Annotated in this window: 22 protein-coding genes; 10 read left to right on the top strand and 12 right to left on the bottom strand. The window is 47.2% G+C overall.

The window, feature by feature from the left end; genetic code table 11:
• Positions 1–82 precede the first annotated feature (82 nt).
• The 5 genes from QUA70_RS00495 to rpmH all read right to left on the bottom strand — a co-directional run bounded on the left by QUA70_RS00495 (position 83) and on the right by rpmH (position 2,868).
• Positions 83–556, bottom strand: coding sequence for a R3H domain-containing nucleic acid-binding protein (locus QUA70_RS00495; RefSeq protein WP_333344627.1), 474 nt, complete (start codon positions 554–556; stop codon positions 83–85).
• A gap of 11 nt (positions 557–567) precedes the next feature.
• The gene (gene yidC / locus QUA70_RS00490; RefSeq protein WP_333344629.1) at positions 568–1,716 is read right to left on the bottom strand and encodes a membrane protein insertase YidC; all 1,149 of its coding nucleotides are present in this window, start codon (positions 1,714–1,716) and stop codon (positions 568–570) included.
• 203 nt (positions 1,717–1,919) lie between these two features.
• Entirely contained in the window at positions 1,920–2,312 is a 393-nt protein-coding gene (locus QUA70_RS00485; protein ID WP_333344631.1) for a PH domain-containing protein, read from the bottom strand.
• The gene (gene rnpA, locus QUA70_RS00480; RefSeq protein ID WP_333344633.1) at positions 2,302–2,688 is read right to left on the bottom strand and encodes a ribonuclease P protein component; all 387 of its coding nucleotides are present in this window, start codon (positions 2,686–2,688) and stop codon (positions 2,302–2,304) included. Before rnpA ends, QUA70_RS00485 begins: the two co-directional genes overlap by 11 nt.
• A gap of 42 nt (positions 2,689–2,730) precedes the next feature.
• On the bottom strand, positions 2,731–2,868 hold the full coding sequence (gene rpmH, locus QUA70_RS00475) for a 50S ribosomal protein L34 (RefSeq protein ID WP_006632320.1): 138 nt from the start codon (positions 2,866–2,868) through the stop codon (positions 2,731–2,733).
• Between the two features lie 286 nt (positions 2,869–3,154).
• On the opposite strand from rpmH, the gene QUA70_RS00470 reads away from it, so the two are divergent.
• Positions 3,155–4,285 (top strand): DUF4365 domain-containing protein, encoded by a 1,131-nt coding sequence (locus tag QUA70_RS00470; protein WP_333344635.1) that lies wholly within the window; start codon positions 3,155–3,157, stop codon positions 4,283–4,285.
• Positions 4,286–4,519: 234 nt separating this feature from the next.
• On the opposite strand, the gene QUA70_RS00465 is transcribed toward QUA70_RS00470, so the two are convergent.
• Together QUA70_RS00465 and QUA70_RS00460 are read right to left on the bottom strand one after the other, a co-directional pair.
• On the bottom strand, positions 4,520–4,933 hold the full coding sequence (locus QUA70_RS00465) for an efflux RND transporter periplasmic adaptor subunit (RefSeq protein WP_333344637.1): 414 nt from the start codon (positions 4,931–4,933) through the stop codon (positions 4,520–4,522).
• Positions 4,934–5,079: 146 nt separating this feature from the next.
• Positions 5,080–5,331 carry a MarR family transcriptional regulator gene (locus QUA70_RS00460; RefSeq protein WP_333344638.1) on the bottom strand — a complete coding sequence of 84 codons (252 nt, stop codon included), beginning with the start codon at positions 5,329–5,331 and terminating at the stop codon, positions 5,080–5,082.
• A gap of 129 nt (positions 5,332–5,460) precedes the next feature.
• On the opposite strand from QUA70_RS00460, the gene QUA70_RS00455 reads away from it, so the two are divergent.
• The 8 genes from QUA70_RS00455 (at position 5,461) to QUA70_RS00420 (ending at position 13,664) form a co-directional block, all read left to right on the top strand.
• Entirely contained in the window at positions 5,461–6,123 is a 663-nt protein-coding gene (locus QUA70_RS00455; RefSeq protein ID WP_333344640.1) for a class I SAM-dependent methyltransferase, read from the top strand.
• Positions 6,124–6,239: 116 nt separating this feature from the next.
• Positions 6,240–6,464 carry a DUF433 domain-containing protein gene (locus QUA70_RS00450; protein WP_333325430.1) on the top strand — a complete coding sequence of 75 codons (225 nt, stop codon included), beginning with the start codon at positions 6,240–6,242 and terminating at the stop codon, positions 6,462–6,464.
• 45 nt (positions 6,465–6,509) lie between these two features.
• Positions 6,510–7,220: a M15 family metallopeptidase gene (locus QUA70_RS00445; RefSeq protein ID WP_333344642.1), complete on the top strand. Its 711-nt coding sequence runs from the start codon at positions 6,510–6,512 to the stop codon at positions 7,218–7,220.
• Positions 7,221–7,504: 284 nt separating this feature from the next.
• Positions 7,505–8,578: a glucose-1-phosphate thymidylyltransferase gene (locus QUA70_RS00440; RefSeq protein WP_333325434.1), complete on the top strand. Its 1,074-nt coding sequence runs from the start codon at positions 7,505–7,507 to the stop codon at positions 8,576–8,578.
• A 147-nt stretch (positions 8,579–8,725) separates the two neighbouring features.
• Positions 8,726–9,259: a hypothetical protein gene (locus QUA70_RS00435; RefSeq protein ID WP_333344644.1), complete on the top strand. Its 534-nt coding sequence runs from the start codon at positions 8,726–8,728 to the stop codon at positions 9,257–9,259.
• A 10-nt stretch (positions 9,260–9,269) separates the two neighbouring features.
• Positions 9,270–11,399, top strand: a complete 2,130-nt coding sequence (locus QUA70_RS00430) for a glycosyltransferase (protein WP_333344646.1) — start codon at positions 9,270–9,272, stop codon at positions 11,397–11,399.
• A gap of 14 nt (positions 11,400–11,413) precedes the next feature.
• On the top strand, positions 11,414–12,484 hold the full coding sequence (locus QUA70_RS00425) for a glycosyltransferase family 1 protein (RefSeq protein WP_333344648.1): 1,071 nt from the start codon (positions 11,414–11,416) through the stop codon (positions 12,482–12,484).
• A gap of 97 nt (positions 12,485–12,581) precedes the next feature.
• Positions 12,582–13,664, top strand: a complete 1,083-nt coding sequence (locus QUA70_RS00420) for a glycosyltransferase family 1 protein (RefSeq protein ID WP_333344649.1) — start codon at positions 12,582–12,584, stop codon at positions 13,662–13,664.
• Positions 13,665–13,778: 114 nt separating this feature from the next.
• On the opposite strand, the gene petG is transcribed toward QUA70_RS00420, so the two are convergent.
• Complete coding sequence (petG, locus tag QUA70_RS00415) at positions 13,779–13,898, bottom strand: cytochrome b6-f complex subunit V (RefSeq protein ID WP_006632329.1); 120 nt, start codon at positions 13,896–13,898, stop codon at positions 13,779–13,781.
• Between the two features lie 180 nt (positions 13,899–14,078).
• Between petG and QUA70_RS00410 the strand changes: the two genes are divergently transcribed.
• On the top strand, positions 14,079–14,459 hold the full coding sequence (locus QUA70_RS00410) for a cytochrome c (RefSeq protein WP_333344651.1): 381 nt from the start codon (positions 14,079–14,081) through the stop codon (positions 14,457–14,459).
• Positions 14,460–14,604: 145 nt separating this feature from the next.
• Here the strand turns inward: QUA70_RS00410 and QUA70_RS00405 are convergent, their stop codons facing one another.
• From QUA70_RS00405 to cysT, 4 genes are all read right to left on the bottom strand, one after another.
• Positions 14,605–19,953, bottom strand: coding sequence for a DUF4347 domain-containing protein (locus QUA70_RS00405; protein ID WP_333344653.1), 5,349 nt, complete (start codon positions 19,951–19,953; stop codon positions 14,605–14,607).
• A gap of 678 nt (positions 19,954–20,631) precedes the next feature.
• Entirely contained in the window at positions 20,632–20,991 is a 360-nt protein-coding gene (locus tag QUA70_RS00400; protein WP_333344655.1) for an NIL domain-containing protein, read from the bottom strand.
• Positions 20,992–21,227: 236 nt separating this feature from the next.
• Positions 21,228–22,106 (bottom strand): sulfate ABC transporter permease subunit CysW, encoded by an 879-nt coding sequence (gene cysW, locus QUA70_RS00395; protein WP_333344657.1) that lies wholly within the window; start codon positions 22,104–22,106, stop codon positions 21,228–21,230.
• The gene (cysT, locus tag QUA70_RS00390; protein WP_333344659.1) at positions 22,096–22,956 is read right to left on the bottom strand and encodes a sulfate ABC transporter permease subunit CysT; all 861 of its coding nucleotides are present in this window, start codon (positions 22,954–22,956) and stop codon (positions 22,096–22,098) included. Before cysT ends, cysW begins: the two co-directional genes overlap by 11 nt.
• Positions 22,957–22,976: the final 20 nt, after the last annotated feature.

Raw genomic sequence — 22,976 nt, 5'->3', positions numbered from 1 at the left:
GCCTTCCTAATTCTTGAATTCAAAGGTCAAAAGGAATAGTTAATTTTTAACTTCTTCCTTCTTCCTTCTTCCTTCTTTAGCGTCAGCGCAGCCGCACCACCAAACGCCGATCGGGTTCTTGTCCTTGACTGTAAGTTTCTATGTCCTCACATTCGCTCAAAAAGCTGTGGACTTGACGGCGTTCTGCCGAAGACAACGATTTGAGTTCAAATTCAACTCCCGTCGAGCGCGCTTGATCCGCTGCGTACTCTGCCATCGATCGCAATTCCTCTTGGCGGCGGATGCGATAGCCATTTAGTTCAACTGTATAAGGAATTGACTCCTCTACTTCCTGACCTATATTCTGAACCGTGTTGCAGAGGTACTGAATGGCATCTATTACATTACCGTTTGGCCCGACTAAGATTGCAACTTGTTCTTGAGTCAGATTGCTTTCATCTATTGTCATCCAATAGCAATCTTTTTGTTGTTCGCATACCACTTTTGACGGAAGGGCGGACAGTTGTAACAATTCTTCTAACCATTGCTGTCCGCGCTGCATTTGAGAGTCTTTCATTGTTGTTAAAATCAAGCCTTTTTCTTAGAACGCTTGGGCTCAAAGGGAAGTGCATCTAATCCCTGTTCTTTTTTGGTTTTCGCCTCTGCTTCGTCTACTATTTTTTGGAGATTTTCGGGCAGCGGTTCTCTGGACAAAATGAACGACTGAACTGTCTGGAAGATGTTAGCAATCAGCATATACATCAACACGCCGGCGGGCAGCGGGAAGAACAAAAACATCCCTGAAAATATGACTGGAGTCAGTTTGTTGACGGTAGCCTGTTGGGGATTATCGTTTGGCCCTTGTGCTTGTCCCGAAAGAGTTTGGTTGATATACAAACTGATGCCGAAGCCCAGGATCATTACCAAAATATCCCAGTGGATTGTACCGTCTGAGTCGATCGCGCCAACGCGGCCTAGAGCTTCAATAAACAGGAATCCTTTGTTACTAGCCAATCCGGGGATTGTGCCTTGAACTGTGGCTTCACCGGGCGCTAAGGCCGTAATGTTTCCCTGTTCATCTACCTTGATCAGATCTTCGCCTTTGATGACTTTCCAGCCGGGTTCAAAGTCGATTTCGCTCTTATTTTCTGCCGCTAAAACTTTGAGAGGTTTGCCTTCTGGGGTTTGAAAATTAATCTTGGTTGTGTCGCCGACTGCGAGTTTGTCGCCGCCTGAAATTACGCCCACAACAGGAGCATGAAAAGTACCTGTGACGTAAATATTTTGGGGCGGTGTAGCAAAAGCTTGCGGTTGAACAGTTTCGATTTGTTCTTGGGGCAAAACTTGAACGTTGACGCTGTAATTTATGTCAGAAAACGGCGAACCCCTGAGGGTTGCGAACAGTGCAAACAGCACTGGCATTTGCAGCACCAACGGGAAGCATCCTGCTAGAGGATTACCAAATTCTTTGTATACCTTGCTCATTTCCTCCTGCTGTTTTGCAGGATTTTCTTTATAGAGTTTTTGAATTTGATCTACTCGCTCTTTCATCAACGGCTGCGCTACTTTCATGCGCCGCATATTGCGAAGAGAGCCTGCGTTGAGAGGATAAAGAGCAAAGCGAATCACAAGCGTCAGAGCTACGATCGCTAAACCGTAGCTTGGCACGATCCCGTAGAAAAAATCTAGGATCGGGAGCATGAGGTTGTTGGAGAGAAACGAGATACCGAAATCCATTCGCTTTGAGTTAATTTAGGTGCTCTATGTTTGCTGTTGAGAACTATTTTTACCCGCTGAAGGCGAGCCGCCTCAATTTTTAGGGTTTTGTCTCTATCTTAGGACATTGCCCGTCCATCGACCGCCCGGTCTGCGGGTTTGTTGTAATGAGTTTGCCAATACTCGCACTGACTTTACCCTGATTTGAGGGCGAAGCGGTTCGGTTATTTAGCTTCGGCTGCGTTTGCTTTTTGAGCGGCGGCGGGCAGTTTTTCGTTAATGTAATCATACATTGCTCGAAATTTCGGCATAGCCCTGAGTTCCAAGCGGCTGCCATTTTTCATGGTGAGCACCATGTCTCCGTAAGTCCCGAAACCGCGAGGTACTGTGACGATTTTGACTATATCTGAGTAGATAACGTCTGTCTGATCGCCCCCCATCCAACCGCTAGTTACCGACACTCGGCGGCTGGTGATCCGATACCGCAGCCACAGAGCCCGGACAATTCCTCCTACTGCGAGGGGGATTCCCACTACAGTCAGCCCCAGGAGTAAATTGAGGATCAAGTCTCCCGGCGCGGGGCCGCCTTCATAATATACTTCCTCTCTAATTCCCATCTAGTACCTCGGCTTCTACCAACAACTGCTCTAATTCTTGCAGAATTTCTGCATAATTGCACTCTTGTGCGATCGGACGCACGACAATTACTAAATCCCACCCGAATTTTAATCGGGGCAATAGGTGGCGCAAAGCTGCCCGAATCTGACGCTTAATCCGGTTGCGGACTACAGCGCGTTTGCTGACTTTCAGGCTGATGGAAATGCCTGTGCGAGTCGGCTGCAAGGATTTTTCGGCTGTCGGTTTGCTTAATTCGACGCTTTTGGGTTTACGCAGAGCTCTTAAGCTGAAATGGGCCGAGTTACGGCGCATTCCCTTGCGGTATACGGCGCTGAAGTCTTTTCGGTGCTTAAGTCGGTTTGTATCGGGCAACATGGCGTAGGGCGATCGTGGAGGCCTCTCAACCTTGATGCAGTGCTAGACTGCGAGGCGGTGGCGACCTTTGCTGCGGCGAGCTTTGATTACCAATCGACCGGTTGCGGTACGCATTCTGGCGCGAAAACCGGATGTTCTTTTTCTTTTGCGGCTGGTTCCGTGCAGGGTTTGCTGTGTCATTTTGATTTCTCCCGGCTTGTTACTTTACTTTTGATTAATATTCACAATCTTCTAGTTTACCATAGAGTTGTTTTATTGGCAATAATATTTTTCACAGTTGAGATGTAATGAGAGTAAGAGTGAAGTGGCGGTATTGTTGTATTATATTAAGTATTATACCGAAACTGCGATACAATTATAAGTTAGACAGACAAAATCATCTTCTACTTAAAGTATTTGTATTCCTATTTGCTTTCGCCTTAGATAGCGGTTTAGTTAAGATTGTGAAAAAAGCTCCTTTACCGTAATGATAAATTTACCTAAACGTACAGACGCTCAGAGAATTGGTGGAAGTGCTGCTGACCTTCTTAATTCAGTTTTAACTAATTTTTGTATTGTTATTCCTGTTCCCCAAGATCGGGATATAGGGATTGATTTAATTTGTGAGATTATGCAAGGAGAGTACCCAACTGGAAAGTTATTTAACGTTCAATGCAAAGGTACAGAAGAGTCTGAATTTAAAGGCGATTCAATTCGAGTTCCTATTGCAGTAACGACTCTTAATTATTGGTTAATTCAGCCCAATCCAACATTTTTAGTTGTAGTTGATCGTCAAAATTACAATTTCTATTGGTCTTTCCCAAAGGATTTTCTTAGCTCGCATAATAAAAACTGGCAAGAACAACAAACGGTTTCGATTCCAGTTCCTCTTCAAAATCGTTTTGAGCAAGATGTAGATGCACTGCCTGCTCAATTAGTATCAATAGTTAATATGCAAGCTTCAGCTACTCCTCGGCAGGGCGATTATCTTGGAACATTGACGCTGGAATTTGACAGGTCATCCTCGCCAGAGAGAATGACTATCAAAGGATTAATGCATTACTACTTAGAAGGTAGTCGAATCGCTAATGCCAAGTGTGGATATGGAAGCCCTGGTTCTACAGTTACAGTCTATGCACAAACATTGGGTGGTGAAGGATATAGTAAGGAAGTTAAAGCTATAGCTTGGGGTGAGTTAAAAGGAGGAGATGCTATCCTACTGCAAATGCCAGTTGAAAGAAATTATATTCTTAGTCATGAAACCTTTGAAAAAATATGTTATTTACTAAGCCTTGACTTTACTAATTGCGAGCTACACAAAAATCTCATGTCACGCGGAGGTTATCCTGGGGGAAGCATTTCAGTAATAGTAGACGGAAGGCTTATTTCAGCAATAGCTTGGTATGAATTACCACAAGGTAAATTAAATCTTTTCAAGGTGGATGGGCAGTGGTATGCCATTAGCCTTGTGGCTAGTAAAACAGTTTCTACGGAAACAAGGGAAAGGAGGACGGGTAGTTATCTGCATCCAGATCCGAGAAGAGATATACTTTGGCACTATTTTGATTTGTCTGGGCGTAAATACTCTTTACCCTTGAAGTTTCAAAACACGCTTTAAGTTGGACTAGCTGGTGAACGAGATTTCGGTTTCGTTTTCACTACCATATCCCTAACTTTCCAAGATGATATCGCAAGGGCGATCGCCCTTAACCGAAAAAAATCAAATCCCCGGCTTTTCAAACTTATCAAACTCCCAGAAGTCAGGGATTTCCTCTTCTATTCACAAACAATCCAATCCCCGACTTCTAAATTCATCCGTGTATCCGTGTCAACATCCGTGTCGTGCCTTCCCTCATTTCAATTCAACATTTACCCTAGCAGACATCCCCCGTGCAATCCGCGATTCGTAGCCTTTAACACTTTCGGCCTCAAACACAAGTTTCACCGGAATCCGCTGCACAACTTGGGTGAACTTTTCCGTAGCCTTATCGGGAGGAAATAAGGAAAATTGAGCGCCCGAAGCAGGGGATAAACTATCAACTCGACCTTCTAATTTCCGGCCACCAAAAGCATCTAATTTGATTTCTACTTTTTGACCTGGTTTCATATTTGCCAGTTGCGTTTCTTTGAAGTTGGCAATTACCCACAAATCGTTACTGACGATCGCCATTAACGGAGTTCCCTGCTGCACGCGCTGCCCGAATTCAAAGGATTTGCGGGCGATTTGTCCGGCGGGTGCGGTGATATTCGTGTAGGACAGTTGCACTGCTTTTTTTAAGAGTGCGTAGTATTTTACGGTTATTTGTAATGTACTGGAGGTAAATGCTGCTGCACTTCACTCAAAAGATTCATTTGTCGGTTTAGGAAAGATTGACGATCGCGCCATCAATCAGTGGGCAAAAGAGTTGTCGATCACCATTGTGAAAAGCCCTCGACACCTCGATCTCGGATTGCAGCTACCAGCGGGGGCAATATCTGTTGCAGTTCCGTGCCGGAGTCTGTCAGCCAAATGCCCCAAATGCGGTGATCGCGGGTGTGTCTCTCCCGGCGGACTAGGCCTCTTTCTTCCATGCGATTGATCGCGCCTGTCAGCGTCCCGCCTACCTGTGGCAGTTTGTCGCCAATGCTGGAAGTCGGCAAACCGTCTTCTTGCCACAAGCCCAAAGGATGCCAGCAGGTTTTTTGGCGATCGACTGCTACGCTAAAACCGGGAATCCGCCCTCTGCCGGATATGTTAACAATTCTTATTGTTCTTAAACTAGAAAGAGTAAATCTAGTTCGCGATCAGAATTTATGTTGCTTCCACCCGACCAACGCACCAAGTTAGACGACACCGACGACAATTTGTTCTATTCCGCTCCCCGGTATGTGACTCACGTAGACGATGGATTCATTCAGCAACTCACCGATTTATATCGGGAACGGCTGAAACCGAATACTCGGATTTTTGATATGATGAGCAGTTGGGTTTCTCACTTGCCGGACGAGATGCAATGTGCCCATGTTGAAGGGCACGGCATGAATGAAGACGAGTTGGCAAAGAATCGCAGACTGAATCATTATTTCGTGCAGAATTTGAACGCCAATCCCAAATTGCCACTGCCGGATGCAGAGTTTGACGCCGTTGTCAACTGCGTTTCGGTACAGTATTTGCAGCAGCCAGATGCGGTTTTTGCCGAGATTCACCGGATTTTGAAGCCGGGGGGCGTAGCAATTATGAGTTTTTCCAACCGGATGTTTTATCAAAAGGCGATCGCGGCTTGGCGGGAAGGTTCGGAGGGCGATCGGGTAGAATTAGTCAAGGGTTACTTTGATTCTGTCAAAGGAACGAATATACCCGGATTTAGCAAACCGGAAGTAATAGTTCGCAAGCCTAACTTGCCGAGTTTTATGCAAATGCTGCGAATAGGAAGCGGCGATCCGTTTTATGCGGTAGTTGCTTATCGCCAAAGTTAAGATTTTTTGGCAGTAAGGACTTTAGATAGAGATTGAAAGCACTAAAGTCCTTACTACCAACCGATCGAAAGCTAGGTTTTTTAGGTTAGGATATGTTTAATATTTGCTCCTAAAATATGGAAAACCAGCTTTTGCAGCGCATCACACTCGATCCAAATATCTGTCACGGAAAACCATGTATTCGCGGTCTTCGATATCCAGTAGAGTTAATTCTTGAATTACTCAGTTCTGGTATGAATGCTAAAGAAATTATAGATGACTATGACGATTTAGCACATGAGGATATTCTAGCTGCTGTGCTATTTGCCGCGCGACGGACTAAAGTGAAAAGCATATACTGAGTATTGTAGTTCATCAGCAATCATAAAGTAGGGTAAAACCTTGATATGAAACCATACCAGCAAATAGCGATAGATGAATGCGGCGAACCTTTAGTCCCGATTACACCAGAACATTTTGCCTTTGAAATTCCGCACCCCTATCAAAAGTTGGGTGCTCCCTATTACAACAGCAAAGCAGATTCGCCTTACTATTTGCGGCAAGGAGTTATAGATAGTTTAATCGCCGCTCAAACCCAGCTACAACAAAATCACCCCAAGTGGAAAATTCTGATATTTGACGCTTATCGGCCGGTCGAAGTGCAGCAATTTATGGTGGATTATACTTTTAATCAAATTGCTTTAGCTCAAGGCTGCGACTTTCCGGTTTCCGAAGACAAACGCCAAGTAATTATAGAACACGTATATCAATTTTGGGCAGTACCGAGCCTGGATACCACAACACCTCCTCCTCACAGTACAGGTGCTGCTTTAGATATAACTTTAGTCGATGAAAATAATCGGCGAATTGATATGGGTTCTCCGATTGATGAAATATCAGAACGTTCTTATCCCGATTATTTTGCTAACAGCAATCACCCGCAAGAACAGCCACATCACCGTCACAGGCAAATCTTAAAAAATGCGATGATAAATGCGGGTTTTCAGCAGCATCCTAACGAATGGTGGCATTTTTGTCTGGGCGATCAGATGTGGGCTTGGTTGACAAATCAAAACAATAGTGGTAGTCAATTGATTGCTCGATATGGCCGCTATTAAAAGGGTACGCAATTAAATCGGGACTGGCGCACTCCCAACCTTAAAAAAGGGGTGTTTTGACAAAAAAACTCAGCTTTTAACTGCTTCCTGTGGCAATAAACCTGGTTTCTGACACTCTATGCGTCCCCGACTATAAAAGCTCGATCGGCATAAATCATTTGTATCATAAGACACGACAACTATTGCCAGCAGGGTAGCGGTGGTTTAAAATCAACGAGAGCGAACAAGTGCAGGCAAATCGAGCCAGCACCGCAAACCCTAAAGGATAACTCAGAGTTCACCCAATGAAAGCACTCATCCTCTCTGGCGGCAAAGGAACACGCTTGCGTCCCCTCACCTATACGGGTGCTAAGCAATTGGTTCCTGTAGCAAATAAGCCGATACTGTGGTACGGAATTGAAGGAATTGTGGCGGCTGGGATTACGGATATTGGGATTATTATTAGTCCCGAAACCGGGGAAGAGGTGAAGACGAAAACAGGAGATGGATCTTGCTTCGGTGCAAAAATTACTTATATCTTGCAAGCAGAGCCGGCGGGACTTGCTCACGCGGTGAAAATTGCCAGACCATTTTTGGGTGATTCTCCGTTTATTATGTACTTGGGAGATAACTTAATTGAGAATCCGCTAGATCCGTTTTTAGAGATTTTTAACAAGCAAAAACTAGACGCTCTGATTTTGTTGCGTCCAGTTCCCAATCCCTCGGCTTTCGGTGTTGCCAAAGTTGATGAAAATGGACGAGTTTTGCAGTTAGTAGAAAAACCCAAAGTTCCGCCGTCAAATTTAGCACTGGTGGGGATTTATTTTTTTGCTCCTACTATCCACGAGGCGATCGATCAAATTCAACCTTCGCCCCGCGGCGAACTGGAAATCACCGACGCCATTCAACAGCTCATCAATCAGGAGAAACACGTAGAAGCCTGCAATTTAGAGGGTTGGTGGCTGGATACGGGGAAAAAAGACGATTTGCTGAGTGCAAACCAAATCATTTTAGATAGCTGTATCGTAGCTTCAACTGAATTAAAAGTAGACGCAAAAAGTCAAATTATCGGGCGAGTGCAAATAGGGGAAGGAACGGAGGTAATTAATTCTACAGTTCGAGGGCCAGTGGTAATTGGGGAAAATTGCCGCATTGAAAATTGCTTTATCGGGCCTTACAGCAGTATTGCCGATCGCGTGACGATGATTGATGCTGATATCGAACACAGTGTAATATTGCAAGGGGCAAAAATAGTTGGCATTCACCAGCGAATTGTGGACAGCGTGATCGGGCAGCGAGCTCAACTAACCAATGCGCCCCCCCGTCCAAAAGCTCTGCGGTTTATGATTGGTGATGACAGTCAAATTGAGCTAGTTTAAATTGAGATATTGCCAATATCGGAAGCAATAATCCTGATTTAACAAGAGATGAATTTTCTTGGGGGGTGGGCATCCTGCCCGCCCTTGAACAGGCAAGATGCCTGTTCCACAATAAGTCATAGTAAGTTATCTAAAGGAGAGGAAAGTTTGCAGTACGAAGAAATACCAACTCAACAAATTATAGATAAATTGCGGCAAACTTTGGAGCCGCGAATTGGTATTGTTGAGCCGCCGCTGTCGGGAAGAGAAAATAGTGCGATCGCCTACAATGAAGATGACGAGGACATCGCCCTTCTGAAAACAGGCTTTGACATTTACAACGTTCCGATTACTTCTTATCAAAGGCAGCTAGGTTCGGTAGTCATTGCAGTTAGGAAAATAGTCCGAAAATTGCTCAGACCCGTACTAGAACGTCAAGTAATTTACAATTTTGCTAATACCCGCGTCGTGCACACATTAAGCACACAATTGCAAAAATTGCAAGAAAATCAACAAACTCTAGAGAAAAAAATTCAATCGGAATTCAGCAGCACATCTCCCGAAGTTACAGCACAGATTGAGACTCAACAAAGAGCGATCGCAGCCTTTCAGTCGGAAATAGAGCAAATTAAAGCAGTGCAGGAGCAACATACTGCTATTTTAGAGAAGATTACCGCTCAATTGTTCGATCGACAAAAATAAAGCATCAAAGATGACCACACTGCCCATATGTTCGTTAATTATAGTCAACTATAACGGTCTGCGCCACACGAAAGATTGCTTAAAATCTCTACAAAAACTTGCGTATCCCGAACAGCAACTAGATTTAATTGTAATTGATAATTGCTCTAAAGACGATTCCGTTAATTCCCTGCGCGAACTCTTTCCAAAAGTTCGCATTTTTGTCAACTCCGCCAACAACTTTGCTAAAGCCCTCAACCTTGGCATCAGCGAAGCAAAAGGGCAATATATCGGCTTTCTAAATAACGATGCTACCCTTGACAGTCGCTGGTTAGAGATTCTTGTAAAACAGCTAGAAACTAATAAAAAAGTTGGTGCGACTAGCGGCAAATTGTTGTTTAAAGACGGGCGAATTAACAGCGCAGGTATTCAGCAATTACCTAATTTTTATTGGCAAGATGTCGGCTTTGGCGAAAAAGATTCGGGGCAGTACGATACAGAACAGGAAGTCGAAGGGCTATGTTGGGCGGCGGTGTTTTTTCGGAGAGAATGTCTGGAAGATGTGGGGCCCATAGATGAAGATTTTGTGATGTATTTTGAAGATGTAGAGTTTGCCAAACGCTGTCACAAACGTGGTTGGAAAATGCTTTATACTCCCGCCGCCATCGCCCATCATGAGTATCGGGGTTCGAGTAAAGGAAGCAAACTTACAGAGTATTTCTGCAACCGCAATCGATTTTTGTATTTGGCAAAACATGAACCTTTGCAATTAGTCAAAGCGATTCACACTTCAGATTTTTTTACTAACAAGCAGTATGATTTGCTGTTCGAGAGTTTGTTTGTAGCGATTAAAAAGCTGCTTGATTATCAGAAACCTGAAATCATCGAAACTGTATTGCCGCAGTTGTCGGAAAAGCTGGCCGTGATTTACAGTCGGATGAAGGTCGATCGCATTTTACCTCGATTGCAGGTGGTTCGGGGCGATCGCAAAATGTCGATCGGCATTTACGATCACGGGCTGCATTTTATGGGTGGCGGTCAAAAATACGTCGCTACCATCGCCTCGCTGCTACAAAATGAATTTGACATTACTTTTATCGCCAACAAACCAGTTGCTGTTTCCGACTTAGAATCGTGGTACGGACTCAACCTTTCAGGATGCAAAATTAAAATTATGCCCTTGGCGTTTTACGAGAAACGCGGAATGCAGTGCATCGATTCCAGCATCATCGTGGAAGATATGGAAAATCCGTTTGATGAAATTGCCAGAGAAAGCAAAAACTACGATATTTTCATCAACGCGAACCAACTGGAAAAAGTCAAACCACTGTCGCCAATCTCAATATTTTTCTGCCACTTTCCCAATACCTTCCGCAACCATCATTTTGCTGTCGATGACTACACTTTTATTATTGCCAACAGTCAATTTACTGTCAAATGGCTAGAGAAACGCTGGAACCTACAGCCAACTTTTCTGCTTTATCCGCCCGTGGAAATGGCAACAGTTAAAGTGCCGAAAGAAAAAATTATTTTAGCTGTGGGACAGTTTGAAGCTGGGGGAACAAAAAAGCAAATTGAACTCATTAAAGCTTTCTGCAGTTTGCTAGGAGATTATCCCGAAGAATTTCAAGGATGGCGGCTCATTTTAGCCGGGAGTAGCATTCCGAAAAATCCTTATTTAAAGACGGTTCAGAATTTATTGAAGCAAGATTCAAGGGCGATCGAGTTAAAAGTCAATGCTGACTTTGATGAGGTAAAATCACTTTATGCTAAAGCGAGCATATTTTGGCACGGCTGCGGTTTGGGTGAAGTAAATCCTCAAAGATTTGAGCATTTCGGGATGGCGACTGTCGAAGCAATGCAAAATAGTTGTGCTCCGATTGTTTTCAACGGTGGCGGCCAACCGGAAATTGTCGAACATGGGCGATCGGGCTTTGTGTTCAATACCGTTGAGGAACTGTGCCAGCATTCACATCAACTAATTGTTAATCCTGATTTGCTAGCAGAACTTCAAGCTGGTGCACAGCAACGCAGTCAGAACTTTAGACTTGCAGGTTTTGATAAAAAAGTCAAGCGTTTTTTTGAGATCATTCACCAAGAATATGCTACAATTCGGCTGCCAAATCCTGCCGATATAGCTCAAATGCTCGATCGAACTTAAAGGCTAATTCCAGCGTGTCTAACCCACTTTTAATCAATTTATCCTTCTTAAGTCCTGAACCAACGGGAATCGGAACTTATGCAGCTAATCTTTTCCCGCAACTGCAACAGCTAGAACCCACATTACTTGCTTCCCAGCAAATTGACAATTATACTTGCTATCAAATTCCAGAAACTCTGACACCGAATCGAGGGCCGAAAGGACAAATTAACAGGCTCGTGTGGACTCAATTCACCTTGCCCAAAATTTACCAAAAATTGCAGTCAAGCCTGATATTTTCCCCCATTCCCGAAGCACCTTTGTATTCCGGCTGCCGCTACATCGTCACAGTTCACGATTTAATTCCTTTGCGATTTCCCCAACGCTTTTCTAGATTAACAGCTTATTTTCGCTACTACATACCGCAGGTTTTGCGGCAAGCAGAACACATTATTTGCGATTCTCAAGCAACGGCTGCAGATGTTGCTAAGTTTTTCCAAATTCCGTCTAAGAAAATGACCGCAATTCCCCTAGCTTGCGATAATATTAATTTTAGATATCTCGACTTGCCAGCCAAAAATTATTTTCTTTATACCGGCAGACACGATCCTTACAAAAACTTGGAAAGATTAATTGCTGCATTTGCGAATTTGCCCGATCGCGCAAATTACGAATTGTGGCTAGCAGGGCCTCCCAACGCCTACACGCCGCAGTTAACAGCACAAGTTGAAGAATTAGGTTTACAATCTTTGGTAAAGTTTCTCGGTTACGTTCCCTATTCTCAATTGCCCGTACTGATGAATCAGGCGATCGCCCTAGTTTTCCCTACACTTTGGGAAGGATTCGGCTTACCAATTTTAGAAGCAATGGCTTGCGGCACACCCGTCATCACATCCAACCTGTCATCAATGCCAGAAGTAGCCGGAGAGGCCGCATTATTAGTCAATCCCTACAGCGTCGGAGAAATAGCGGAAGCCATGCAAACAGTAGCCACAGATTCAAAAGTGCGATCGAACTTAAAAACTGCTAGTTTAGCTAGAGCAGCTCAATTTAGCTGGAACAAAACCGGAAAAGCAACCGCCAACATCTTACAACAATATCTGTAAATCTTCCCTCTCTTCCTTTCTCCTCTCTGCGCCCTCTGCGCCCTCTGCGGTTCAATAAAAAAATCCCACTAATAAACCGCAATCTACATATTATCCCATGCCCAATCCCCAATCCAACCTGCTAATCAACCTCTCCTTCCTAATTTCCAAACCAACCGGCTTAGCCATCTACGCCAAAAACTTATTTCCCCACCTAAAATCACTCAACCCAACATTACTAACAGCAGAAAATTTTCCCAATAACAACTGCTACCAAATCCCCGCCAATCTAACACCAGAACAAGGTACCAAAGGACACATCAACCGATTGCTTTGGACACAAACCCAACTCCCCAAAATTTACAAACAGCTAAAATCTAACCTGTTATTTTCTCCAATTCCCGAAGCTCCTTTATTTGCAGGTTGCCGCTATATAATTACAGTACATGACTTAATAGCGCTGCGGTTTCCCCGTCGCTTCGATTTTCTGACACCTTATCACCGCTACTACATTCCGCAAGTGCTGCGGCAGGCTCAACACGTCATCTGCGACTCTGAATCAACTGCCCAAGATATCGCTAATTTTTGCAAAATTCCTACTAACTTAATTACGCCAATTTTCCCCGGATACGATACCAGTTTTTTCCGTTTTTTAGACTTGCCAACAAGCAATTATTTTCTTTATATCGGGCGCCACAATCCCTATAAAAACGTGCAGCGAGTTGTAGCAGCATTTGCTGCTTTGCATCATAATTCCGAGTACGAATTGTGGATAGCAGGTTCGGAAGACAAACGCTATACGCCACTGCTGAAGGCGCAGGTTCAAGAATTGGGATTGGTCGATCAAGTAAAATTCTTAGACTACATTCCCGCGACTGACTTGCCCAAAGTCATCAACCAAGCGATCGCCCTGGTTTTTCCCAGTCTTTGGGAAGGATTCGGCCTCCCCGTGCTCGAAGCAATGGCCTGTGGCACTCCTGTAATCACCTCTAACCTGTCTTCAATGCCGGAAGTTGGGGGGGGTGCAGCCTTATTAGTCAATCCCTACAGCGTCGAGGAAATTGCCTCTGCTATGCACCAGCTTGCAGTGGATGCCAAAGTTCGATCGCACTTGCGGGAGCTCGGTTTGGCAAGAGCAAAACAATTTAGCTGGGAAAAAACAGGCCTGGAAACTGCTGCTATTCTCGATCGATATCTTTAACCATGGAAGAAGGAAGAGGGAAGAGGGAAGAAGTTAGTAGGTAGATTAATGCCCCATGCCCCATGCCCAATTCCCCCTCCCCCTGACAGCCTGAGTGAGGGACTGTAGCCCCTTTTACTTATTGATACCCAACTGATCGCCGCGCTTGTACTGCTGATAAGCAGCAAAAAACAGCCCCGCCAGAGTAACAAAGATTAGACCCAGAACAATACCTGAAAGCAGCGGTTCTACCATGAGAGCTCCTTAACGTTAAGATTTAACAACCTATTTTTAATATTACCAGCACTTACACAGATGAATTTTCCAAAAAACGCCCTTCCGGGAGTATCAGACCTTGCTCTCCCCGCTGCGAACGATTAAGCTATGTTATGAGAAATAAATTTTCTTGTAGATACTATTTTTAATTGAACTCCTTTGAATAACCAACTTGCCAGGAATGAAATTAAAAATCCGATCGAGCGACTTGCCATATTTGCGCTAGCGGTGTTGCTTGCCATCATGTTGGCAATTGTCACAATTCGTCAGTTTCAAGTCGCCGATCCTTACGTCAAAAGCGTACTATCCCTCACTGGAAACCCGTTTCAGGGTTCCGCCATCTTTCAAATGAACTGTGCAGGGTGTCACATCTCCGTTTCAGACAGTCAAGTCGGGCCCAACTTGCACGGAGTGTCCGAGCGCAAATCCGAATTCGATCTGATCCGGCAAGTCACCAGCGGGCAAACCCCACCAATGCCCCAGTTTCAGCCGAGTCCGCAAGAAATGGCCGACTTGCTGAAGTATCTGGAACAAATTTGACCAAAGAAGGGGAACGGAATTCGTTCCCCTTCTTTGGGAGAGCCTCGAAGCATGGGTTTCGAGGCTCTGCTTTCGGGTAGTCCCTCTCTGTTGGGACGAGAGGCAAGTGTAGGATCGCTTGCAACTGCCGAGTTTTATCTGCGGACTAAACCAGCAAGCTAAAACTCTGAGCCGATAACTGGCTCGGCTGTACGCCCGTCAGTATAGCCAAAATCTGGTCGCTGTTGGCGATTCCGATCGCCGTCGAGCCATTAGTTTCGGTCAATGACAGTTGATTGAAGTCCAAGCCTCCCAGCAACTCGATCGAATCAACTCCTGCGGTGAAGTTGAAAATCGTGTCAATTCCTCCGCCCGCTGACAAGACAAAGCCATTGCTGCCACTGCCACCGACGAGGGTATCGCTGCCAATGCCACCAAAGAGCAAGTCATCGCCGGTGTCAGCAAAGAGCAAATCATCGCCGCTGCCGCCAATTAAGGTATTGTTACCCTCGCCGCCGCAGAGAGTGTCATTGCCTTGATCGCCAAATAGCACGTCGTCGCCAGCGCCTCCCAAAATTACGTCATCGGCTTTGCCCCCGTACAATAAATCATTGCCTTCGTCGCCAGAAAGAGAGTCGTTGCCACGATTGCCATAAATCGTATCGTTACCCCGATCGCCAAAAATCAGGTCAAACCCTTTGCCACCGAAGAGAGTATCGTTATCGATGCCTCCGTAGACAGTATCGTTGGCCGTATTGCCATTAATGTAGTCACCGCCCCCTCGACCAAAGATCAAATCGTTGCCGCCCAATCCCAAGATAGAGTCACTGCCGGCACTACCCACGATCGTATCGTCGCCGTTAGGGCCGTTGATCACATTACCCGCTGAAGAAGTGCCGGGCTCATTGGGAGTAGCGATCCTGGGGAAGTTCTCAGGGCAAACCAAATCTGTCGGTACAGGTGCAGGCGTGGGCGTCGGTACAGGTGCAGGCGTGGGCGTCGGTACAGGTGCAGGCGTGGGCGTCGGTACAGGTGCAGGCGTCGGCGTCGGTACAGGTGCAGGTGTCGGCGTCGGTGCAGGTGCAGGTGTCGGCGTCGGTGCAGGTGCAGGCGTCGGCGTCGGTACAGGTGGCTGTGGCGGCGTCGGCGGTTCGGGTTCAGGTGTCGGTGTCGGTGTCGGCGTCGGGAAGTTCCCGAAGTTGATGCCGGTGACAATAGCCCCTGAAGTTAGGGCGATATCTGCGGGTTCGGGTGTGCTTTGGGTAAACCCAGTTTGGTTGACTTCCCGGACACGGTAGGTTCCCGGCGTTAGGTTCGCGAACAAGTAGTTGCCGCTGTTGTCTGTGGTAGTAGTAACAGGAGCAGGAGCAGTTCCAGCTACGACATTGGTTAACTGAATTTGGAAATTGGGTAAACCCGGTTCTCCAGCATCCTGAGTGCCATTGTTGTTGGTGTCTTGGAACTTCAGACCTCGGATCGCCCCGGGTTGGGGCAGGAAGTTGCCGAAGTCAATGCCCGTGATGTTATCGGAGGGATTAACCGTAACGGGGGCGGGGTTAGGGGTCGTCTGCGTCCAGCCGTTTTGCTGGACTTCCCTTACCTGGTAAGTACCTGCGGGTATATCTCGGAGAGTGTAGTTGCCCGCTGCATCAGTGATGGTAGTCGGTTCGCCCTGCTGAAACAATCCATCCGGAGTGATACTGTCGAGGAATATTTGCCAGTTACCTAGCCCCAATTCTCCGGCATCCTTAACGCCGTTGTTGTTGAGGTCATTGAATTTTTGACCGCTGATAGTGCTCGACTGGAAGTTGCCGAAGTTGATATTAGCGATGTCTTGACCGCTGGTGACAGTGATGTCGTCCGGGTCGGGGGTAGTTTGCGTCCAAGTAGGCTGCAAGACTTCCCGCACCTTGTAGGTTCCTGCTGACAAATCGAGGAATTGGTAGTTGCCGGCGGCATCGGTGAGGGTGTTCGGTTCCCCGGTGTCGAGAGTGCCGTTATCGTTGGTATCGAGGAAGAATTGCCAATTGGCAAGCCCTAGTTCCCCGGTATCTTGTACCCGGTTGTTGTTGAGGTCATTGAACTTCAGACCGCTGATGCTATTGGGTCTGAAGTTGCCGAAGTTGTTGTTTTGGGAGTCGGTGCCGCTGGTGACGGCGATCGTAAACGCGCCGGAAAGAGTAGGCGTAGCTGCATTGACGGGCGGCACAGTTTGCGTCCAGCCTGTTTGTGGCACTTCCCGCACTGTATAAGTGCCGGCTGGCAGGTTGGTGAACTGGTAGTTACCGGCGACATCGGTGACGGTGGCGTTGGTGCCTGTTTCGGCTGGTACTTGGTCTTGAACGCCGTTATTGTTGGCATCCAAGTAAATTGTCCAGCCTCCTAGCGGTGGTTCTGCTGGCGCATCTTGGGTGCCATTTTTGTTGAGGTCATTAAATTTGATCCCGCTGATTTTGCCCAACTGGAAGTTGCCAAAGTCTTGAGCCGTAATGTTTGTGCCGCTGACCGGGTTAATTGGATAAAAAGTCGGGCCTGCGGTTTGTGAGAAACCAGTCGGCACGTCTTCTCTCACAAAGTGCCGACCGGAGCCGACGTTGGCAAAGCTATACGTCCCAGCAGCCCCTGGCGCTGTTCCGGTAACTTGAGAGGCGATTTCCCCATCACCGCTATCTAAAGTGCTGTTATCGTTAGTATCTTTGAACAAGCGAACGGTAGTGCCGTTGAGGGGGGTGTCGTCAGCAGAGAAGCCGTTGCCTGTGAGGTCGGTGAATTTGGTGCCGCTAACGGTGATGTTTTGGAAAACGCCGAAGTTTTGACCGGTGACGGGAGTACCGCTTTGGGCACTAACGAGAATTGCGGCAGCAGGGAAAGAGATGCTGGAGTTGGTTGGGGCAGTGGCTTGTATCAGGTAATTGCCGGGGCCTATATCCGAGAAGGTGTAATCTCCTGCTCCCGCAGTGGTTTGTGCAGTGCCGACAATAGTATCTGTGGCGACTTCCAGGGTGCCGTTGGCGTTGGTGTCTTGGTATAAGTTAACGGTGATGCCGTTTAATACCGTGTCATCGGGCGTGAAGCCGTTGCCCGCGAGATCGGTGTAGGTTTTGCCTGCGATCGATGTTTTCTGGAAATTACCGAAATTGGCACCCGTGACATTAACAATACTCGTATTTGCCGGAGTCGGGCCGAGAGTCTGCACCCAAGCAGTCGCAGGCGTTCCAGCGGGGGGCGCTTCTGTAATCGGAGTATCGGTTTTTACGTCGCGGAGGATGTAAGTGCCGTCGGCTGCGGTAGTAGCGCTCTTCGTGCCTATAGAAATCACCCAGCCCGGAAGACCTGGTTCAGTCGCCGCGGCACCTTGCAGGCTATCCCCGTTAAGGTCGTTGAATTTAACCCCTGTGACGATCGGGCCGTATTCATAAGCACCGATATCAACACTAGCGCCGATCGTCCGGGGAAAGCCGGTACCCCGCTGGTCAGTCGCGCCAGCAGCAGCCGCAGCCGTGGCATCCCCGCCATCGATCGCCGGATTAAGTGTCGCAGTGCTGTCAGCCAAAGCATAAGTCACAGGAACGCCTGTAGCCTGGTTCAATCCTGCGGTAGGGGCGATGACATTTGCTAGAGGAACTGTCAGTTGCTGGGCGACAGGTAAATTGCTGCCAGCAACATTCCCGATCAAATTGCGGATACTGGTGGCAGCGAAGGATGTCCCGAACACGTCAGGATTCGCGCCGCCCAAATTCCCGGCGACGATCGAATTTAGGAGATTCACAGTACCGCCGTTAGTAGCAATACCCCCGCCCACAGCAAGAGCAGGGGCAGTTGCAGTCGCAGTGTTAGCAGTGATGGTGTTGTTAGTCAGAGTTGCAGTAGCGCCGCTGTTGACAAAAATCGCGGCACCCGCGCCCTGGCCCGGTGTCGCCCCCGCACCGCCAGCCGCGCCTCCGGTTGCTGTGTTGTTGAACAAAGTGCTGTTGTTCAGGGTCAAACTGCCAGTATTAACAAAAATTGCGCCTCCCAAACCAGCACCGCCGCCGCCGCCGGCGGGGCTGCCGACGCCGCCCGGGGTGAAAGCTCCGAGAGTCGTGCTGGCTCCGCCTACTGTACCGCTGCCACCTCCGCCACCGAAGCCGCCGACACCACCGTTGCCGCCAACACCGCCGCCGCCACCGCCTCCTCCTCCTCCGAAGCCGCCAGCGCCGCCAATGCCCCCAGGGCCGGCTGCACCTACTGTGCCACTGCCGGCGACGCCACCAGCGCCGCCAGCGCCGCCGCCGCCTCCTCCTCCTCCGAGGCCGCCAGCGCCACCGGCACCGCCAGGGCCGCCCGTACCGCCGTTAGTCCCGCCGGTACCTGCGCCACCCGTACCGCCAGCGCCGCCGGGGCCGCCGTTAAGACCGGTACCTGGCAATCCGCCACTGCCGTTGCCGCCGTTGCCCCCATTGCCGCCCGTACCGCCCTCAGCGCCGATGCTTGGCAAGCCGGTGAGGCCAGTTTGACCGGGCCCACCTGCGGAAACAAAGGGAAACAGGCCTGCAAAATCGGTGTTGCCGCCCGGGCCTGCGACTGCGGGAGCGACGGGGGGCGCGCTGCCCGCGCCGCCCGTAGCGCTGTTGCCAGTAAAGGTCACGCTGTTAACTGTGACAGTGCCGCTGTTAATAAATAGTGCGCCTCCCATGCCGGCTGCACCGCCACCGCCACCTGTGCCCGCAGCGCCTGTAGATATACCACCGGTAATTGTCAGGTTGGAAAATGTGACTGGGGTAGTGGCGGTGTCGATGAAGAACCCCCGGTTATTGCCGAGATCTAGGGTGAAACCGCCGCCGGTAAAGGTGATAGGGGTAGAAATCCTGGGCAGAACCTGTCCGGGCGCAAAGGTGATGTTGCCGGTGATGGCGATCGTGTCTGCATTGGGCAAAGCGTTAGCCAGAGTTATCGCATCTCGCAGTTCCCCAAATGTGGCGACTAAAACTGCACTATAAGCTTCCCTCGCCTCAGCCGAAAATGCCAAAGGTGTTTCTATTTTGCCCGTAGTTACTTCGAGTTCCCAGTCTCCACCCAACGCAGCATTCCCCGTCAAGTTATCGGAAGCGGCAATATTTGCTCCGGTGAGCTGGCTCAGCCTTTCCACGAAAGCAACACCTGCTTCTGTGGCGGCGACGTTGCAACCGTAAAGCAGAATTTCGGGTTTAGCTGTAATTGGAGAGTTGGAGTTTGCCTCAGTTGTGGGCAAAGCAAACCATGTTTCTAAATAATTGCGGTAGCTTTCAATGTTGCACAGATTTAGTTCTGTGCCCCCCAGTTGCAAGCTGGCTGCTGCGCCGTGAGACAAAATGTGGACGGCTGCAATGTTTTGCCGCTGTTTAAGTGTTTCGGCGATTTGCTCAATGCCGTCGCGATCGGCTTTGAGAATAACAATTTCTGTATCGGGATTGACCGTTTCTGTTAAACTTTCGCAATCTTTAACTTGTGAATCTGCAAAAACTATCTGGTGTTTCCGTTCTTTATAGAGTTCCACGTTCAAATTCTCCTGGTACACGCACACATCAAATTCATATCACAAAGCAACCGCAGCAGCGATCGATCTTTTTCCAGCGCGGATGAGAGTCGATCGCCCCTAATTTCACCTAACCTAACTTTCACCTAAATTGAATATTGACAAAAACCTTTTTTTATGCTCCCCTGCCCTAACTGAGTTAGTTTGATTGTTGAGAAGTCTTAAAGGGGGATATTGTTCCGGCTGTTAAAAAAATGTTGGAGAAGACTTGCGCTGTTTATTGATATGCCAGAGATGGGTAAAATACCAGATTTTATAAAAATTGTCAATCGAATAATGAAGCGATGGCGATCGATATTTGTTAATCAAGAGTCATCAGTCACGGTTATTAGCTGTAAGCTGGTGTTATTTGGTAGTTGTTGGCTGCTGAATGATCTGTATGTGCGATCGACCAACCGCCATCAAATTTTTTTGTAGTGAGGAATGCAAGTCCTCATAAAACTCAGAGGACTTGCATTCCTCACTACAAAAGTTAGAACAGTTATTTTACAGGAATAGATAGGACTAATGAATGCTGAGTCATGACTAACATTCCTAGAGACTATTAGACTCAATAAACCGGGAAGAGGAAAGAAAATTTGGCGTGGCAGTCCCGAATATTAAATCCTCTTCCATTTGTGTGCGTCCAAGACTCACTAATTACCAACTTTCTTCATCGGGATTATTGGAATTGCTCCAGATTTCCACATCTAAATCATTGAGATAAATCAGAGCCGTTTCAATCTGTTTACTTGTACCGTTAAGTTCCAAGTCAAACCAACCGTCATCTAAAGTTTTGACCCCCAACAAAGCGGCATTAAAATTGACTGTCAAACCGTATTCAGAAATCAGGTTAGAGATGACAGGTTCCTGATGATATTCTTTAGGAACACGAATGCGAATGCGGGTTTGAGTTGGTCTGCTGTCACCACTATCAGATTTGGGAATATCTGATTCTTGGGTTCTGTGAAAATCGCCGAGCGCCTCAAATTCAGATTCGCTAGTGTTGTGAGCTAACATTTGGGACTCCTAATGTTTGTTTCAGTTTACATTTTGCACCAAGATATTGTAGGGTGCGTCGCTGTGAGATTTTCGAGCTTCCAACCAGATTGTCGCTAGCGCCGCACCATACTAATGCCTGGTTTAAGGGATGAGGTTCACAGCGCGCACCTTAAAGCCCTAATGACTAATGACTAATGACTAATGACTAATGACTAATGATTAATGACTAATGACTAATGACTAATGACTAATGACTATTCTTCAACTTCTTTGATCCTAGTTTTTCGTTCTAAAATCTCCTTAAGCACGAGGGTAACAACTGCTAAAAGACCGAGAACTACCGCCGCAGAAAATGCGGCTTGCGTCGCGTACTGCTTGTAAGCATCCTCTACAAACAAAGGCAAAGTTTGCGTTTTTTTAGCAATATTTCCCGACACCACAGAGACGGCTCCAAATTCTCCCATTGCTCTAGCATTGGTCAAAATTACTCCGTAAAGCAATCCCCAGCGAATACTCGGAAGCGTGACATTCCAGAAAATTTGCCAGTCATTTGCTCCCAAAGTTTTCGCCGCCTCTTCTTGATCTGTCCCCACTTCTTCCAAAACAGGAATCACTTCGCGGGCCACAAAAGGCAAGGTAACAAAAGCAGTAGCCAGCACCATTCCAGGAAAGGCAAAAATAACCCTGATATTTGCAGCCTCCAACCACGGCCCGAACCATCCCAGCCGACCGTAAAGCAGTACAATCATTAAACCTGCAACTACGGGAGAGATGGCAAAAGGCACGTCTAAAAGGCTGATTAATAGGGTGCGTCCCCGAAATTTGTTGCGACCAATTACCCAGGCTGCACACAAACCGAATACTGTATTTATAGGCACAACTATCAGAGAAATTACCAGGGTAAGTTGCGCTGCGTGCAGAAAATCCGGCGAAGTTAAGTTAGACAAAAATGGCTCAAATCCCTTTCTGAAAGCTTGATAAAAAACGTTGAGAGTAGGGATAAATAAGACAAGAGCGAGATAGCCGATCGCAATTCCGATTAAAGTTGGTTTTACCCAAACTTTTTCCTGACTCCGACTAGAACCTGCGGGCGGAAATGTGTAACCAGCGGGTGAATTGATATTAGCCGTCATAGCGTCTTCTCCATGCTTGTAAGAGATTAATTGCGAACAGCATTGCCAGGGAAATACCTAACATGACAGTGCCTATAACTGTTGCTCCTGCATAGTCGTACTGTTCCAATCTTTGAAAAATTAATACTGGCGCGATTAAATCTTTGAACGGTATGTTAGAAGCTACAATTACAGTAGATCCGTACTCGCCAACCGCTCGCGAAAATCCGAGTGCTACTCCGGTTAAAATAGACGGAAATAGCGGCGGCAAAACTACTCGCCAGAAGGTTTGAAATTGAGAAGCACCTAAGCACCAAGCTGCTTCTTCGATATCTTTTTCCATCTCGTTTAAAACTGGCTGTACGGTTCTAACTATAAATGGCAAAGAAATAAATATCATCGCTATACCTACGCCCAAGCGAGTAAAGGATATCTTGATTCCCAAAGGTGCAAAAAGCGAACCAATCCAGCCATTATCGCTGTAAACTGTGGCGAGAGTTAAACCGGCGACGGAAGTGGGCAGTGCAAAAGGCAAATCGACGATTGCATCGACAATCCGTTTTAAGGGAAAGTCGTAGCGGACTAATACCCAGGCAATTAATGTGCCGAAGACTCCGTTAATTAATGCCGCAATTAATGCCGTAAAGAAGGTGACATCGTAGGCGGAAAGGGCGATCGGACTGGTGGCAATTTTCCAAAATTCGGCGGGGTTTGCTGTGCTGGCTTTCAGCAGCAATGCTGTAACTGGGAGAAATAGCATTAAGCTGAGGTAGCCTAGGGTGATTCCCCAAGGTAATGTTATTTTGCCGATCGCCCTTTTGATATTTTCGATCGGAGATTGAGGGTTACTGATTGCAGATGATTCAGCCATAAGTGAATAGTTTTGAGGTG

Origin of the sequence: Microcoleus sp. LAD1_D5 (genome assembly GCF_036702115.1) — a bacterium.
Classification (GTDB): Bacteria; Cyanobacteriota; Cyanobacteriia; order Cyanobacteriales; family Microcoleaceae; genus Microcoleus.
The sequence above is the reverse complement of the archived record's forward strand: the minus strand, read 5'-3'. Positions and strand labels throughout refer to the sequence as shown.

Bases quoted from the DNA above. Each gene is read 5' to 3' on its own strand.
- QUA70_RS00495 (WP_333344627.1), bottom strand. From the start codon at position 556: ATGAAAGACTCTCAAATGCAGCGCGGACAGCAATGGTTAGAAGAATTG.
- yidC (WP_333344629.1), bottom strand. From the start codon at position 1,716: ATGGATTTCGGTATCTCGTTTCTCTCCAACAACCTCATGCTCCCGATC.
- QUA70_RS00485 (WP_333344631.1), bottom strand. From the start codon at position 2,312: ATGGGAATTAGAGAGGAAGTATATTATGAAGGCGGCCCCGCGCCGGGA.
- rnpA (WP_333344633.1), bottom strand. From the start codon at position 2,688: ATGTTGCCCGATACAAACCGACTTAAGCACCGAAAAGACTTCAGCGCC.
- rpmH (WP_006632320.1), bottom strand. From the start codon at position 2,868: ATGACACAGCAAACCCTGCACGGAACCAGCCGCAAAAGAAAAAGAACA.
- QUA70_RS00470 (WP_333344635.1), top strand. From the start codon at position 3,155: ATGATAAATTTACCTAAACGTACAGACGCTCAGAGAATTGGTGGAAGT.
- QUA70_RS00455 (WP_333344640.1), top strand. From the start codon at position 5,461: ATGTTGCTTCCACCCGACCAACGCACCAAGTTAGACGACACCGACGAC.
- QUA70_RS00450 (WP_333325430.1), top strand. From the start codon at position 6,240: ATGGAAAACCAGCTTTTGCAGCGCATCACACTCGATCCAAATATCTGT.
- QUA70_RS00445 (WP_333344642.1), top strand. From the start codon at position 6,510: ATGAAACCATACCAGCAAATAGCGATAGATGAATGCGGCGAACCTTTA.
- QUA70_RS00440 (WP_333325434.1), top strand. From the start codon at position 7,505: ATGAAAGCACTCATCCTCTCTGGCGGCAAAGGAACACGCTTGCGTCCC.
- QUA70_RS00430 (WP_333344646.1), top strand. From the start codon at position 9,270: ATGACCACACTGCCCATATGTTCGTTAATTATAGTCAACTATAACGGT.
- QUA70_RS00420 (WP_333344649.1), top strand. From the start codon at position 12,582: ATGCCCAATCCCCAATCCAACCTGCTAATCAACCTCTCCTTCCTAATT.
- petG (WP_006632329.1), bottom strand. From the start codon at position 13,898: ATGGTAGAACCGCTGCTTTCAGGTATTGTTCTGGGTCTAATCTTTGTT.
- QUA70_RS00400 (WP_333344655.1), bottom strand. From the start codon at position 20,991: ATGTTAGCTCACAACACTAGCGAATCTGAATTTGAGGCGCTCGGCGAT.
- cysW (WP_333344657.1), bottom strand. From the start codon at position 22,106: ATGACGGCTAATATCAATTCACCCGCTGGTTACACATTTCCGCCCGCA.
- cysT (WP_333344659.1), bottom strand. From the start codon at position 22,956: ATGGCTGAATCATCTGCAATCAGTAACCCTCAATCTCCGATCGAAAAT.